Source organism: Nesterenkonia sp. NBAIMH1, from assembly GCF_007922635.1.
Lineage (GTDB): Bacteria > Actinomycetota > Actinomycetes > Actinomycetales > Micrococcaceae > Nesterenkonia > Nesterenkonia pannonica.
Map to the genome: position 1 here is coordinate 2014893 of NZ_CP042335.1, position 13608 is coordinate 2028500.

Consider the following 13608-nt stretch of genomic DNA (forward strand, 5'->3'; position numbering starts at 1 on the left):
CGGCCCCTATGCGTCTGTGCCGGGCCGGGTCCTGGTGAGCTGCTGCGGCCAGTAGACTTGTCCCTGATTCCCGCAGCCACGCCAGATTCGTTTTGGGAGAGACTTTGACAGATACCCCCGCCGAGGTGCGCGACCCCTTCGCCCTGACCGGCCTGACCTACGACGATGTGCTTCTGCTGCCCGGCGAGACCGACGTCATTCCCTCCGATGCGGATACCGCCACTCAGTTCTCCAAGCGAGTCACCCTGAACTCGCCTGTGGCCTCAGCGGCGATGGACACTGTCACCGAAGCCCCCATGGCGATCGCCCTGGCCCGTCTCGGGGGGATCGGCATCATCCACCGCAACCTCTCCATCGAGGAGCAGGCCAAGCAGGTCGACCAGGTCAAGCGGTCCGAATCGGGAATGATCAGCGACCCGGTCACCATCTCCCCGGACGCGACGATCGCTGAGCTGGACGATCTCTGCAGGCATTACCGCATCTCCGGGCTGCCCGTGGTCGACGAGCACGGCACGCTGCAGGGCATCATCACCAACCGCGACATCCGATTCCTGCCGGACGAGGAGTACGCCACCACGCGGGTGTCGGCAAAGATGACGCTCGCCCCGCTCATCACCGCACGCGAAGGTGTGGAGCGCGAAGAGGTCATCCGTCTCTTCAGCAAGAACCGCATCGAGAAGCTGCCTCTGGTCGATGATGACGGTCGCCTGACCGGGCTGATCACCATCAAGGACTTCGACAAGGCCGACAAGTATCCGCAGTCCACGAAGGACGACGAGGGCCGCCTCCGCGTGGGAGCGGCCGTCGGATTCTTCGGCGACGGCTGGGAGCGCGCCATGAGCCTGGTCGAGGCGGGCGCCGATGTGCTGGTGGTGGACACCGCCAACGGGCACACTCGCGGTGTGCTCGACATGATCGCCGCGCTCAAGAGTGAGCCGGCCGCCGCACATGTCGACGTCATCGGCGGGCAGGCGGCGACGCGCGCCGGGGCGCAGGCTCTGGTCGACGCGGGCGCCGACGCGATCAAGGTCGGCGTGGGGCCAGGCTCCATCTGCACCACGCGTGTGGTGGCCGGCGTGGGCGTTCCGCAGATCACCGCGATCTACGAGTCCTCCAAGGCAGCGGCTCCGGCAGGGGTGCCTCTGATCGCCGACGGCGGTCTGCAGCACCCCGGAGACATCGGCAAGGCACTGGTGGCCGGCGCCAACTCCGTCATGCTGGGGTCTCTGCTGGCGGGTGCGGCCGAGTCGCCGGGCGACCTGGTCTTCTACAACGGCAAGCAGTTCAAGGCCTACCGGGGCATGGGCTCTTTGGGAGCAATGCAGACCCGCGGGAAGAACACCAGCTTCTCGAAGGACCGCTACTTCCAGGCTGATGTGCCCAGCGATGAAAAGCTCATCCCGGAGGGCATCGAGGGTCAGGTTCCCTACCGCGGGCCGCTCTCTGCGGTGCTGCATCAGCTCACCGGCGGGCTGCGCCAGACGATGTTCTACGTGGGCGCGCGCACCGTCGATGATCTGAAGCGCAAGGGAGAGTTCGTCCGGATCACCTCTGCGGGCCTGAAGGAGTCGCACCCGCACGATGTGATGATGACCGTCGAAGCACCTAACTACAGGACCAAGTGATGAGCACCGAACTTCCTATCGGATTGGCCAAGACCGCGCGCCGTGCGTGGGCTTTGGACGATGTCAACGTAGTCCCCACACGCCGGACTCGGGCGTCCCAGGACGTGGACCTGTCGTGGCAGATCGACGCCTTCACCTTCGATTCGCCCGTCATCGCGGCACCTATGGACTCGGTGATGTCACCTGCCACCGCCATCGCGCTGGGACGACTGGGCGGTTTGGGGGTGCTGAACCTCGAGGGGCTGTGGACCCGCTACGAGAACCCTCAGCCGATTCTCGATGAGATCGCAGGTCTTGAGGCCAAGGAGATCTCCCCGCAGAACACACGCCGCCTCCAGGAGCTCTACTCAGAGCCCATCAAGCCGGAGCTGATCACCGCTCGCCTTGCCGAGATCCGCGAGGCGGGGGTGGTGGTCAGCGGGTCGCTCACCCCTCAGCGGACCCAGGAGTTCTACCAGACGGTGGTCGACGCCGGGGTCGACATGTTCGTCATCCGGGGCACCACCGTGTCGGCTGAGCATGTCTCCTCCCAGGCGGACCCGCTGAACCTGAAGGAATTCATCTATGAGCTCGATGTGCCGGTGATCGTCGGCGGAGCTGCGGGGTACACCCCGGCTCTGCACCTGATGCGCACCGGTGCTGCAGGCGTCCTAGTGGGCTTCGGAGGCAGTTCGGCGTCTACGACCCGTCGCGCGCTGGGCATCCGGGTGCCGATGGCGACTGCGATCAGTGACATCGCAGCGGCCCGGCGGGACTACCTGGACGAGTCGGGCGGACGCTATGTGCACGTCATCGCCGACGGAGGTCTCGGCACCTCGGGCGACATCGTCAAGGCACTCGGAGTGGGGGCTGACGCGGTGATGCTGGGCACGACGCTGGCCCGTGCCGAGGAGGCTCCCGGGCGGGGCTGGCACTGGGGCCTGGAGGCCGTGCACCCGGACTTCCCGCGCGGGCACAGGACTCGGGTGGGCACCGTCGCGCCCCTGGAGGAGCTGCTGTGGGGGCCTGGTCACCACACGGACGGCACATCCAACCTCATGGGCGGTCTGCGCCATGCGATGGCGGCGACCGGCTACGTGGATCTGAAGTCATTCCAGCGGGTCGAAGCGACGGTGAGCCCCTCGGCACAGGGCCACTGAGTCCTTCGAGGACAGCACTGCAGAAGGCGTGGGCGCCTGCTACCCCATAGGGAGCGGGCGCCCACGCCTATGCGCGGGGTGTCAGTCGAAGAGCTCGAGGTCCTCTCGGGCGCGCAGGGCCACCAGTGCGGCCCCCGCTCCGAGGAGGATGATGGCTCCGAGGAGGATTCCGCCGACTGTCGCACCGGTCCGAGCGAGCGTCACCACCTGCTGGTCGGTCTGCTCCTCCTCGACCTGTGTCGGCGCGGGTGCGGTGACGGTGAGCTCAGCGGAGCCGTAGATTCCGGAATCCTGGCCGGTCACCTCGACGGTGTAGGTGCCGGGCTCAGTCTCCTCGGGGATCGTCACCTGGGTCTCGGCGGCTCCCTGCTCGTCGGCGGGGACCTCTCCGAGTTCGGGGTTGAAGGCGATGAGAAGCTCCTCGCCTGGACCGTACCCCCCTGCGCTCACGGTGAGCTGTTCGCCGGCCGTGACGGTGTCGGGGCTGAGCGTCACTGAAGCGTCGCCGGAGTCCGATGCGTCAGGGGCAGGGCTCTGAGGGCCTGCGTCCCCGTCAGCTTGGTCTGTGGGGCCGGGGGAGACGGCGTCGTCGTCTTGGTCCTCGTCCTCATCCTGGTCCGCCCCGTCGTCGCGGGGCTCTCCGGTGAGGCGGATGTCGGCCACGATGGGGTCGTGGTCGGAGGATCGCCAGGGGTCCGTCCGGAACAGGTCCGAGGCGCTGGAGTTGAAGCGGCTGTACTCCAGGGCGATGGGCTCCACGGCGTTGATCTGCCAGATCTCGGAGCGGGCGACTGTATCCGCTGCGCTGGGCGAGGAGATCAGGTGGTCCAGGGAGCCCACCTCAGCGTCGAACATGTAGGAGTGCTGGCCGGTGGCAGCAGAGACGTTGGTGTACCCCTGGTCGAAGAAGACGCGCAGCGGGTCCTCCTGCTCGTAGGAGTTGAAGTCGCCCATGAGGTGCACGTTGTCCACTCCGGTGGACTCGCTGAGGGCGTCGGCGAAGGCCTGGACGCCCTCAGCCTGGTGGATCCTGTCGAGGTTCCACGGTGCCTGGCCGTCGCCCTGGTCAGCGTTGGGGGAGCCCTCGGGGACCCCTGAGGCACCTTTGGACTTGAAGTGATTGACGATGGCGAGGAACTGGTCCGCTTCGCCGCCCTGCGTGGGCTGGAACTGAACGGCGAAGGGTTCGCGTGCGTTGGAGTAGATGTCGGCGAGATCCCGGTCGAGACTTTCGAAGTGCTCAGCATCGAGCTCTTCGATTCCCTCGTCGAAGAGGATCCAGGAGTCGATGACTTCCAGCGCCTCGGGCTTGTAGATGTAGCCGTTGCGGATGACGTCCTCATCTTCGATGGAGGGGACGTTCTCGGGTTCGACCACGTAGTCCCAGGCCTCGTAGCCGAGGTCTGCGTTCAGTGCGTCGACGAGCTCGGCGTGAGCATAGTCGCGGTCCTGTTGGTGGAAGTGCCCGGAGTTCTCCATCTCCTGGAGGGCGACCATGTCGGCGTCCATCGCGTTGATGGCCGAGACGATCTTCGACTGCTGGCGCTCGAAGGATTCGGTGCTCCAGGCGCCCCGCACTTCGCACCAGTCGGCAGTGGTGGGGCTGCCGTCGCGGTCGGCGTAGAAGTCGCAGCCCGGCTCGTCCTCGCCGAGGTGGACGAAGTAGTTCAGCACGTTGAAGCCTGCGATGCGCAGATCGGCGGCCCGCGGTGCGGGTGTCTCACTGCCGGTGCGGGTGTTCTCGAAGCTCGCCGGCGTGGCCTCGTCCTCGGGCCCGTCGAGCCGGCTGGTGGGCTGGAGGCGATATTCGCCGTGGTCGTAGTCGACGATCACCGGCTGCTCCCAGCTCACCTGCGCGCCGACCCGCACCGGGCTGTCGGCGGTGATGTAGGGCAGCTCCAGGTCGGAGTTCTGGAGATCGGCCGTGGAGCCGTCGTCGAGGTAGAACAGCCGTTCGCTGTTGCGGGCGGCCCGGGCGTTAGCCTCAGCGCCGGGGGAGACGACGCTGGTCGGGTTGAAGAGGGGGTCTTCGCCGGCGACGATGCCGATCTCGCCGTACTGGTGAAGGGTGTAGTGGTCGGTGACCGTGTAGGTGCCCTGGGGCTCAATGAGCATGCCCATGATGGCGTCCCGCTCTTCCGATGTTTCTGGGAAGGCAATTTCGGCGGGCTCCACCACGGGATTCTCGTCTTCGATCAGGGCGAGCTCGTGGTGGGGGGCGTCATCCGAGCCGGGGAAGAGGCTGATCTGCGGCTGGTCGTTGTAGGTGCCGGCGTCGCCGGTGATCTCGACGTAGTCGCCGGGCTGGACGTCGTCCACGCTGGTCGGGGCGTAGACGAAGATCGCGTCGGAATAGTCCGAATCGTCGCCAGTCTCGGGGGACTGGATGTAGAAGCCTCCGAAGCTGCGCTCATCCGGGTAGACGCCCGTGACGACGCCGCTGGTCGTCACAGCCTCGTCCTCAGCGCCCCCGTCGATCAGTGCGTTGACGTCCTCAATGGACTGAATGTTCTCGTCCGTCTCGTCTTCGTCGGACGCCTCATCGTCTTCTTCGGCGGTGGCTTCCTCGTTCGGCTCGTCGTCCTCGGGGGGCGAGGGCTCCTCGGGAGAGGGAGGTTCGTCCTGGGACGAAGTCTCGTTCTCTTCGCCTTCCGCATCACCCGTGGCAGTGCCAGTTGGAGTCGGAGTGCTCGTCTCCGCACCTTCAGGATCGGGCTCACCTGACTCCGTGTCACCAGTCGGCTCGGATGCGCTCGGGGCACTCGCTTCACCGGTGCCAGTGGGCTCCGCTGTCTCCTGGGCCGCTGCCGGGGCACTGCCGAGCAGGGCGACTGCGAGGGCTGAGGCAGTCAGGCCGGAAAAGAGACGCGAGCGCATGGGTTCAAGAGTACCGAGAGGGATGAGAAGTTCCGGGACGCCGCCCGGGAGGGTCCTGCGTGTGACGCGAGCACGCTGGGCACGAAAAGGCCCCACGCGCACCTGCCAGAGCCCGCTTACCCTTGCTACCTTCCGGTCCTGGGGGAGTTAGGCAGGATGGCACCACGCGTGGGGCCGGACTCAATGTTACCTGCCCGAGCCCGCCTGAGGCGAACCTGGGGCGGATAGTATGAGCCTCGATGCCTGACAACCTGACTGCCGCCCCCGTGTCCGATCCTGCTCAGCCTCTCGTCAATATTCGTGACCTGGGCGGCATCAAGGTGGAGGGAGGCTCGGTGCGCCAGGGCTGGCTGTGGCGCTCCGACGACCCGACGCTCTCACCCCAGGAGGAGATCCGCTCGCTGGCCGAGCGAGGCGTCACCGCCGTGCTTGACCTGCGCTCCACCCCGGAATCCCAGGCGTCGCCGCACTCGACGGCCGAATCGTTCGGGATCCGCGCCCACCACCTTCCTCTGGCGGAGGCGGCTGTGCACCCGATGGCCCTGATCCAGGCCGCCCCCAGAGTGAAGTCCCCCGGTGATGTGGGCCGGTGGTACGCCGCGTTGGTGCGCGATCACTCGCAGGAGGTCGTCCAGGGCCTCAGCGTGATGGCGGAGAACGACGGCGGCACGCTGTTCCACTGCGCGGCCGGCAAGGACCGGACCGGGATCCTGGCCGCGGTGGTGCTGACGCTGCTGGGAGCAGACCGGGACGTCGTGGTGGAGGACTACGCGCACACCGAGCAGAACCTCGCCGCCATCTTCAGCCGACTTGCGGGTGCCGCTTACATCCGCGCGCGGGCCAGCAGCGCGCAGATCAGCGAGGAGGAGCAGAAGGCGCATGAGTTCTTCGCCTCGGACCACCCGCTGCTCGGAGCGACGCCTGAGTCCATGGACGCGATGCTGACTGACCTCGGAGGTCAGCGCGGAGTGATGAGCCTCCTCGGCCGTCACACGCAGGCAGACCCGCTGGTCGAGCGACTCCACCTCAAGCTTGTGCGCTGACGCGGTGCTGACTCTGACGGGGGATGTGCGTTCCGGCGGTGCTGACTCTGACGGGGGATGTGCGTTCCGGCGGTGCTGACTCTGACGGGGGATGTGCGTTCCGGCGGGGCTTTCGTATACGATGTATTTCGCTCTTCATCGGATTGATCCGGTGAGGAGTTCCAGCAGAATCAGGGTGACGTGTCCGAGCGGCCGAAGGAGCAACGCTGGAATCGTTGTGTACGGCAACCCCGTACCGTGGGTTCAAATCCCACCGTCACCGCTGAAGAAGAGGGCCTCTCCGCAGTCAACGCGGAGGGGCCCTCTTTCTGTGCTTGAACAGGCGCATCCCGAAAGGGCACGTCCGCCGGGAGCATCAGAGGCAGTGCGTCTGGTCTTTGTGGCACCTTGCTGTTCTCAAAAAGGGCCTCGCGTCCTCCGCGAGTATTAGAACAGGGTCTCATCAGCAGCTTCTTGGCCATCCTCGACGAGGAGTTCCATGAAGCGTGTGTTGATAAAGATCCGTTCACGGCCGGCCCGGAAATCCTGGAGCACACCTTTATCAAGAAGTGCCGTCAGCCACCTTGTGGCGGTCGGGCGAGAGACATGGCACGCGTCCATCACATTGACTATTCGGCAGTAGGGCTGCTCGAACAAGACATCCAAGAGTCCTACGTGACCGCCACTGGCCAGGGCGTCGCCTATCTCATGTTTCATCTCATTCTGAAGCTCGCGGATGGCCTCAATCTTCCTCAGCGTCGAGTCTGCTGTTTCCCGGACGGCCTCGAGCATGTAACCAACCCATTCCGTCCAGGCGCCCTCGGCCGTAACGCCTAGGAGCCGTCGGTAGTATTCGTTCTTGTTCTTGATGATGAACCGCGACAGATATAGGACGGGGAAATCCAGCAGGCCAGCTGCTACGAGCATCAAGACGTTCAGCACGCGCCCTGTACGACCATTACCGTCATCGAAAGGGTGTATCGCCTCAAACTGATAGTGGGCTATAGCCATTCTGACGAGCGGGTCGTACCCCTGACCCGAATTGACGAAGAGCTCCCAGTCGCTCAGTTTCTCGTCAATGACGGCGTAACCTTCCGGCGGTGTATATATAGGCGTCCGCGTCGCAGGGTCTCCTATGTAGGTCCCTCCGCCGGTCCGTAGGTCAATTGTGTGCAGCTTGATGATTGAGCAGATGTCCCGTGCCGTATTGGTGGTGATGATGCCGCGCCGTTCCACCATCTGGAAGCCTTCAAAGAGGGCCGTCCTGTATCGCAGGGCCTCGCGGGTTGCAGGGCTAGCCGACGATTCATCATTTGCATGCATGAACAGCTCGTCGGTAGTCGTGACTATGTTCTCCACCTCCGAGCTTGCTTGAGCCTCGAGGAGTGGAATCGCGTTGATCAGAACCGAAGCATTTGTCATGGACCGTGCCGCTTCGTTCATTGCCGCCAAAGACGCCCGCGCCTCAATAGCAAGCTTCAGAGTCTCCACGGTCTCTACGTTGGCCACCGGAGGTAGTTTCGGGAGCTCGTTGTAGGGAGTGGCGGCGTTCCATGACGACATGCAAAAAAACTAGCAAGACAGCAGTGATGTGTAAAGAATCTGCCATATTTTTTAAACGTCACGAACTCATGTCAACGTATGTGCATGGATTATCCACAGGTTCGAGTGTGCTAGAGGATCTCCCCCGAGCACATCTGGGTCCACTTGCCCACAGGTGTTCCGGCTTGATCTTGCGGTCCGTCAGTCCACAACCATCGATTGCCTGACAGGCCCCGCAGGCTCGTGTTCTACAGCTCGTAGAAGTAGACTGGGTCCATGACTTCGACCGCTGACGCCAAGAGTCCCATGCCCCGCCTGACCTTCATCACCGGCGGCCTGCTCGTCATCGTGGGTGTGGCGGGCTACCTGTTCTCCATGCTGAACGACACCCAGCACTTCACCGCCCTGATCCCCTCCGTGGTGGGCCTGCTGCTGCTGGCGTCGGGCGCCCTCGCCCTGAAGAACCTCATGGCCGGAATCCACGTCGCCCTGCTGATCGCGCTCCTGGGCGCCCTGTCGATGGCCATGCCGCTCATGAGCCTCGGCGAGCTCTTCGCAGGCGAGGCCGAACGGCCGGGAGCTGTGATCGCCGCGCTGATCACGCTCATTGCGCTGGTCATCTACCTGATTCTCGGAGTGCGCAGCTTCCTGGCCGCTCGACGGTGGAAGAAGAGCAGCACAGCCGCCTGACCATCAGGTCACAGGTAGTCCGGAATCTCGGGCACACAGCGAAGGCCGTCGGCAAACACTCCGTTGCCGGCGGCCTTCGCCTCGTCCCAGGCGCGCTCGATCGTTGCCAGGAACCTGTCGTTGGGCTCGTAGTACGCAGGAGCCCCATAGCCGTCGAGGGCCATCTGCTCGTTGATGAACAGCCCCTCCGCATAGACACCAGCCAGAAGGCGGCCGTAGTGGTCACGCACGTCGTGGTCGAACTCCAGAATCAGCTCATCTCCGGGGCTGATCAGCTGGGCGATCCGCGCGCTGGCCTCCGGGCCCAGGCACTCGACCGGTCGGTCACGGTGAACAGACTCAGGCGTGTCGATGCTGAGCAGGCGCACACTCTCCTCCACCCCGTCGAGCAGCACCACGACGGTGTCCCCGTCGATCACGCGTTCCAGCACCGCCGGCTGGGGCTCGGCGTAGTCGCCGTCTGCTCGCGCTCCATCGTCCCGGCTCTGCAGCCAGCTCAGGGAGGCGGCAGCGGCGATCACCACCAGCAGCACGACGAGCCAGAGGCGGACGCCTCGCGGCGGTCGCCAGCGAGTCTGGTGGGGGAGTTCGGCGGACATCCCGACAGGCTAGCCCTCTTCAGGAGGTCGCACCGAGGCCTGTCCACAGGCCCGGAGACTCATCCGCAGGGCGCACCTCGCCCACCGTCGGCAAGCCGAACAGCGCTTTCTTCCCCATTTCGAAGAACGGCCAATCTTCTCTCGCACAACGGGGGTCAGACCCGCTTTCTGCTGTGCAGACTGGTTTCACCAGGCGATGACCGCATCGCCTACGTGACAGCTCAAGGACGAGCCAGCACGGACAGCCAGCAGCAGCACGACTGAACTGACAAAGGAGTCAGCCATGAGCACCCACATCACCATCACCGCTGATCCTGCTCCCCGCCAGGACGAGGTCTTCACCGAGAGCCTCCTGGCATTCCTCGGGCAGCTGCACGACGAGTTCGGCGCTCGAGTCGCCGAGCTTCGGGCCCATGGGGACGCCAGCACCAAGGCTCAGGGAGAGGCCGAGCGCTTCGCCGCCTCCTGGTCCGCGGTGGTCGAGAAGCACCTCACGGAGCCACCCTGCACGTACATCGCCCCCCGCGGGCTGGCTCGCCTGGAGACCCGCATTCAGGCTGATGGTGCGCCCACCTCCGCAGGCATCGTTGACTTCGGGCTGCACCTGCACCGCAACGCCCGCCGCCTGCTGGACGAGGGCCGCGCGCCCTTCATCTCCCTTCTCGGCATGGAGTCCGAGAGCGAACTGCGCATGTGGCAGGACCTGTTCCACCGGGCCGAGCAGCTTTTGGACCTGCCCGACGGAACGGTCCGCGCCATCTGCTTCAGCGCCGCCAGCATTCAGGACGAGGAGGATGCGCACCAGGATTCGCAGGCCGTTCTGACCGGCTGAGACGCTCCCTGCGAATGCACTGAGGCCCGGTCCCCAGGGGACCGGGCCTCAGTGTGTCGTGCTCAGACGTGAAGGCTGTCGATCAGCTCGTCAGACCGTCCACGTAGTCGCTGTTCTCGTCCATCCACTCTTCGACAAGGTCACGGGGGTCACCGTCTGCCTCGCCGCCGAAGGTGTGGCCCAGCAGGTCGTTGAGCATCTCGGTGTCCATGTCGAAGTCCTCGAGCCACTGAGTCACCTCAGGGTGGTCGTCGGAGAACCCGTCACGGGCCACGATGTGCAGACCCTCTTCGTCGCCCAGAGTGCCCTCTGGATCCTCGAGGTCGCGGATCTCGTACTCGCCGTAGGTCCAGTGCGGACGCCACAGGGTGACGACGACGTTCTCGCCGGCGCTCATCTGGCTGTCCAGCTCGGCGATCATCGCGGAGGTGGAGGAGGTGATGAAGTCCATGTCCTCCAGGCCGTAGGTCGGGATGACCTCGTTCTCCGTGGCGTCGGTCAGGCCAGCGCCCGGCTCGATGCCGTAGATGGTGTTGTCGAACTCGTCGGCGTTGTCGGCGAGCTCCTCGAGGGACTCGATGGGAGCATCCTCGTTGACGGCGATGGTCAGGTAGACCTCGTCGTTCCAGGTGCCGAGGTCTTCGAGGTCGTCGCCGTACTCCTCCCAGTAGGACTCGTGGGTGATGGGCAGCCACGCGTCGAGGTTGACGTCGTAGTCGGCGTTGGCGAGGCCTGCGTAGGCCACACCTGCCTCAGACTCCTCAATGTTCACCTCGTAGCCCTCCTCCTCCAGGAGGATCTCCCAGAGGTGGGTGGCGACGATGCCCTCTTCCCAGCCGGCGAACATGGAGAGGGTGATCTCCTCACCGTCGCCGCCGGCCTCAGCGTCGTCGCCAGCTTCAGCGTCGTCGCCGCCGTTCTCGTCAGTCTCGACGTCGGCGTCCTCGGCCTCTTCGTCGTCTGCGTCACCGTTGTCGTCGGCGCAGCCGGTGAGGGCCACCCCAAGCACGGAGAGCACTGCGGCGGATTTGATGAACTTTGAATGTGCGAGTGTCATCTTCTTGATCCTTTCTACTTTTTCTCTTATCGGGTTCGGAAGGTCTATAGGTGTCAGCGGGGCCGAATGATCACGTCTTGGCTCGGCCGGAGTGGGCGGTGATGCGGTCAAGGAACATGGCCAGGACGACGACGCAGATCCCGGCCTCCACACCGAGTGCCAGGTCGTTGCCGGAGAGAGCGCGGACCACCTCGCCGCCGAGCGCACCTGCTCCGACCATGCCTGCGATGACCACCATGGACAGGCCCAGCATGATGACCTGGTTGATGCCGGCCATGATGGTCGGCACCGCCAGCGGCAGCTGGATCTGGCGCAGGATGCGTGAGGTGGACGCGCCGAACGCTTCGCCGGCCTCCACCACCTCGTGATTGACGCCCCTGATCCCCAGCTCCGTCAGTCGTGCTGAGGGAGCCATGGAGAACAGGATGGTGGCCACCATGCCCGGCACTACGCCGACGCTGAAGAAGGCGATGGCAGGGATGAGGTAGACCATCGGGGGCATGGTCTGCAGGAAGTCCAGCACGGGGCGCAGTCCAGCAGAGAACGTGCGGGAGTAAGCGGCAGCGATGCCCAGCGGCACACCGATGACGATGGAGACCAGGGTTGCCACGGCCACCAGGGCCAGGGTGTCCATCGCCTCCTCCCACAGGCCGACGCCGAAGATCAGCGTCATGCCGACCAGGGTTCCCAGCGCGAGCTTCCACGACTTGGCGAGCCACGCGATGGCCGCGAACACCACGGCGACGATGTACCACGGCGGCAGGTGCAGCCCGCCGAGGATGAGTCCCAGCACCAGCGCTGTGCCCAGCCCCAGGCGCCATGACTTCGCGGCGAAGCCGAGCCCGAGCCCAAGGAGCAGCGCCAGAATCAGCGGAGACCATTCTGGGACCTCTACGGGGAGGACGGATGCCAGCCCGTCTGTGATGATGTCGAACAGCATCCGCATCAGGTCCGCCAGCAGGCCCAGCGGAGTGTCGAAGACGTCTTGGATCCAGTCCTCGGCGGTCTCGGTCCAGTCGCCGAGCGGGATGCGGAAGTCGATTGCCTCGTCAGCCATCACGCATCCTCTCCTGCAGGCTTGACAGTCGATGTCTCGGGTTCAGGAACCGTGGGGTGGGTGCCTGTCTCCGGCGGCGCCATGGCCTCCAGCAGGTTGGCCAGCTTCACGTAGCCCATCTGGACCGGTTCGCCGTCGCGGCCGTCGCCCTCCACGGCCACAGCTCCGTCTGAGCGGATGGCCACCGGGACAAGCTCCTGGAGCGTCATTCCGGCTTTGACGGTGGTCGTGCGTGCGCGGACCTGCTCCTCCTCTGAGAGTGCCGCAGGCGGAACCATGACAGATTCTGCGGTGAGCACTCTGGTGCGGTCCACATCTGCGATGAAGGACGCCACATAGTCGTCTGCGGGTTTGGAGAGGATGTCTGCTGGGGTGCCGATCTGCGCGATCTCGCCGTCCTTCATCACGGCAATGCGGTCGCCCAAGTACATGGCCTCATTGAGGTCGTGCGTGATGAATACGATCGTCTTTCCCAGCTCTTCCTGCAGGTGCAGCAGCTGTCCCTGCATCTCTCGACGAATCAGCGGATCCAGTGCGGAGAATGCCTCGTCCATGAGCATGATGTCCGTGTCGGCCGCCAGGGCACGGGCGAGGCCGACGCGCTGCTGCATGCCTCCGGAAAGCGCGTCCGGATAGTGGTCGGCCCACCCCTCGAGGCCTACCTTGCTCAGGATATCTCCGGCGCGGCGGCGTCGCTCAGCCCGGTCCACGCCCTGAATCTCCAGGCCGTAGGCCGCGTTGTCCAGCACTGTGCGGTGCGGGAACAGGGCGAAGTGCTGGAAGACCATGGCCAGGTGCTCACGTCGCAGACGGCGCAGCTCGGTCTTATTGGCGGCAGTGATGTCCTGGCCCATGATCTTCACCACCCCGTCCGTCGGCGGCTGCAGCCCGTTGAGCGTTCTGATCAGGGTGGACTTGCCCGAGCCGGAGAGGCCCATGACGACGAAGATCTCGCCCGGGTTCACGTCGAAGCTCGCGTCGATCACGGCCGCGGTCCCCTGGGAGGTCAGCTCCTGCCGCGTGGCGCCCTCCTTCAGGCGCTTGACTATCTGCTTCGGCCTGCGGCCGAAAGCCTTATATACGTTCTGGACGCTCACTGCTGGTGCAGCGGCATGGTCGCTTTCGCTCAAAACCTCATACTCCCTCTGGTGCAATAACCAACGCTTCA

11 protein-coding genes, 1 tRNA gene and 1 other RNA gene are annotated in these 13608 nt (G+C 65.0%); 6 read left to right on the top strand and 7 right to left on the bottom strand.

What is annotated here, in order from left to right; genetic code table 11:
• Nucleotides 1-104 precede the first annotated feature (104 nt).
• Nucleotides 105-1625: an IMP dehydrogenase gene (gene guaB, locus FS388_RS09650; RefSeq protein ID WP_146341226.1), complete on the top strand. Its 1521-nt coding sequence runs from the start codon at nt 105-107 to the stop codon at nt 1623-1625.
• Nucleotides 1625-2764 (top strand): GuaB3 family IMP dehydrogenase-related protein, encoded by a 1140-nt coding sequence (locus FS388_RS09655; RefSeq protein WP_146341227.1) that lies wholly within the window; start codon nt 1625-1627, stop codon nt 2762-2764. Before guaB ends, FS388_RS09655 begins: the two co-directional genes overlap by 1 nt.
• Nucleotides 2765-2845: 81 nt before the next feature.
• Here the strand turns inward: FS388_RS09655 and FS388_RS09660 are convergent, their stop codons facing one another.
• A complete protein-coding gene (locus tag FS388_RS09660; RefSeq protein ID WP_146341228.1) occupies nt 2846-5641 on the bottom strand; it encodes an ExeM/NucH family extracellular endonuclease in 2796 nt (931 codons plus the stop codon).
• A gap of 82 nt (nt 5642-5723) precedes the next feature.
• An RNA gene (gene ffs, locus FS388_RS09665) (signal recognition particle sRNA small type) lies at nt 5724-5820 on the bottom strand.
• 60 nt (nt 5821-5880) lie between these two features.
• Here ffs and FS388_RS09670 point away from each other — a divergent pair.
• Together FS388_RS09670 and FS388_RS09675 are read left to right on the top strand one after the other, a co-directional pair.
• Nucleotides 5881-6684, top strand: coding sequence for a tyrosine-protein phosphatase (locus FS388_RS09670; RefSeq protein WP_146341229.1), 804 nt, complete (start codon nt 5881-5883; stop codon nt 6682-6684).
• 174 nt (nt 6685-6858) lie between these two features.
• Nucleotides 6859-6946: transfer RNA gene (locus FS388_RS09675), tRNA-Ser, on the top strand.
• A 164-nt stretch (nt 6947-7110) separates the two neighbouring features.
• Here the strand turns inward: FS388_RS09675 and FS388_RS09680 are convergent.
• Nucleotides 7111-8226, bottom strand: coding sequence for a Fic family protein (locus tag FS388_RS09680; RefSeq protein ID WP_146341230.1), 1116 nt, complete (start codon nt 8224-8226; stop codon nt 7111-7113).
• A 255-nt stretch (nt 8227-8481) separates the two neighbouring features.
• Here FS388_RS09680 and FS388_RS09685 point away from each other — a divergent pair, with 255 nt between their 5' ends.
• Complete coding sequence (locus FS388_RS09685) at nt 8482-8895, top strand: hypothetical protein (protein ID WP_246836175.1); 414 nt, start codon at nt 8482-8484, stop codon at nt 8893-8895.
• Nucleotides 8896-8903: 8 nt separating this feature from the next.
• Here FS388_RS09685 and FS388_RS09690 read toward each other — a convergent pair whose 3' ends face one another.
• Nucleotides 8904-9494 carry a thermonuclease family protein gene (locus FS388_RS09690; protein WP_146341231.1) on the bottom strand — a complete coding sequence of 197 codons (591 nt, stop codon included), beginning with the start codon at nt 9492-9494 and terminating at the stop codon, nt 8904-8906.
• A gap of 283 nt (nt 9495-9777) precedes the next feature.
• Between FS388_RS09690 and FS388_RS09695 the strand changes: the two genes are divergently transcribed.
• Complete coding sequence (locus FS388_RS09695; protein WP_146341232.1) at nt 9778-10326, top strand: hypothetical protein; 549 nt, start codon at nt 9778-9780, stop codon at nt 10324-10326.
• 82 nt (nt 10327-10408) lie between these two features.
• Here the strand turns inward: FS388_RS09695 and FS388_RS09700 are convergent, their stop codons facing one another.
• The 3 genes from FS388_RS09700 to FS388_RS09710 form a co-directional block, all read right to left on the bottom strand.
• Entirely contained in the window at nt 10409-11383 is a 975-nt protein-coding gene (locus FS388_RS09700; RefSeq protein WP_146341233.1) for a glycine betaine ABC transporter substrate-binding protein, read from the bottom strand.
• Nucleotides 11384-11453: 70 nt separating this feature from the next.
• A complete protein-coding gene (locus FS388_RS09705; RefSeq protein WP_168198677.1) occupies nt 11454-12440 on the bottom strand; it encodes a proline/glycine betaine ABC transporter permease in 987 nt (328 codons plus the stop codon).
• Nucleotides 12440-13570 carry a glycine betaine/L-proline ABC transporter ATP-binding protein gene (locus FS388_RS09710; protein WP_246836176.1) on the bottom strand — a complete coding sequence of 377 codons (1131 nt, stop codon included), beginning with the start codon at nt 13568-13570 and terminating at the stop codon, nt 12440-12442. Before FS388_RS09710 ends, FS388_RS09705 begins: the two co-directional genes overlap by 1 nt.
• Between the last annotated feature and the right edge of the window lie 38 nt (nt 13571-13608).

What these genes read in the sequence shown, in the direction of transcription:
- FS388_RS09655 (WP_146341227.1), top strand. Translation starts at nt 1,625, where the DNA reads ATGAGCACCGAACTTCCTATCGGATTGGCCAAGACCGCGCGCCGTGCG.
- FS388_RS09660 (WP_146341228.1), bottom strand. Translation starts at nt 5,641, where the DNA reads ATGCGCTCGCGTCTCTTTTCCGGCCTGACTGCCTCAGCCCTCGCAGTC.
- FS388_RS09670 (WP_146341229.1), top strand. Translation starts at nt 5,881, where the DNA reads ATGCCTGACAACCTGACTGCCGCCCCCGTGTCCGATCCTGCTCAGCCT.
- FS388_RS09680 (WP_146341230.1), bottom strand. Translation starts at nt 8,226, where the DNA reads ATGTCGTCATGGAACGCCGCCACTCCCTACAACGAGCTCCCGAAACTA.
- FS388_RS09685 (WP_246836175.1), top strand. Translation starts at nt 8,482, where the DNA reads ATGACTTCGACCGCTGACGCCAAGAGTCCCATGCCCCGCCTGACCTTC.
- FS388_RS09690 (WP_146341231.1), bottom strand. Translation starts at nt 9,494, where the DNA reads ATGTCCGCCGAACTCCCCCACCAGACTCGCTGGCGACCGCCGCGAGGC.
- FS388_RS09695 (WP_146341232.1), top strand. Translation starts at nt 9,778, where the DNA reads ATGAGCACCCACATCACCATCACCGCTGATCCTGCTCCCCGCCAGGAC.
- FS388_RS09700 (WP_146341233.1), bottom strand. Translation starts at nt 11,383, where the DNA reads ATGACACTCGCACATTCAAAGTTCATCAAATCCGCCGCAGTGCTCTCC.
- FS388_RS09705 (WP_168198677.1), bottom strand. Translation starts at nt 12,440, where the DNA reads ATGGCTGACGAGGCAATCGACTTCCGCATCCCGCTCGGCGACTGGACC.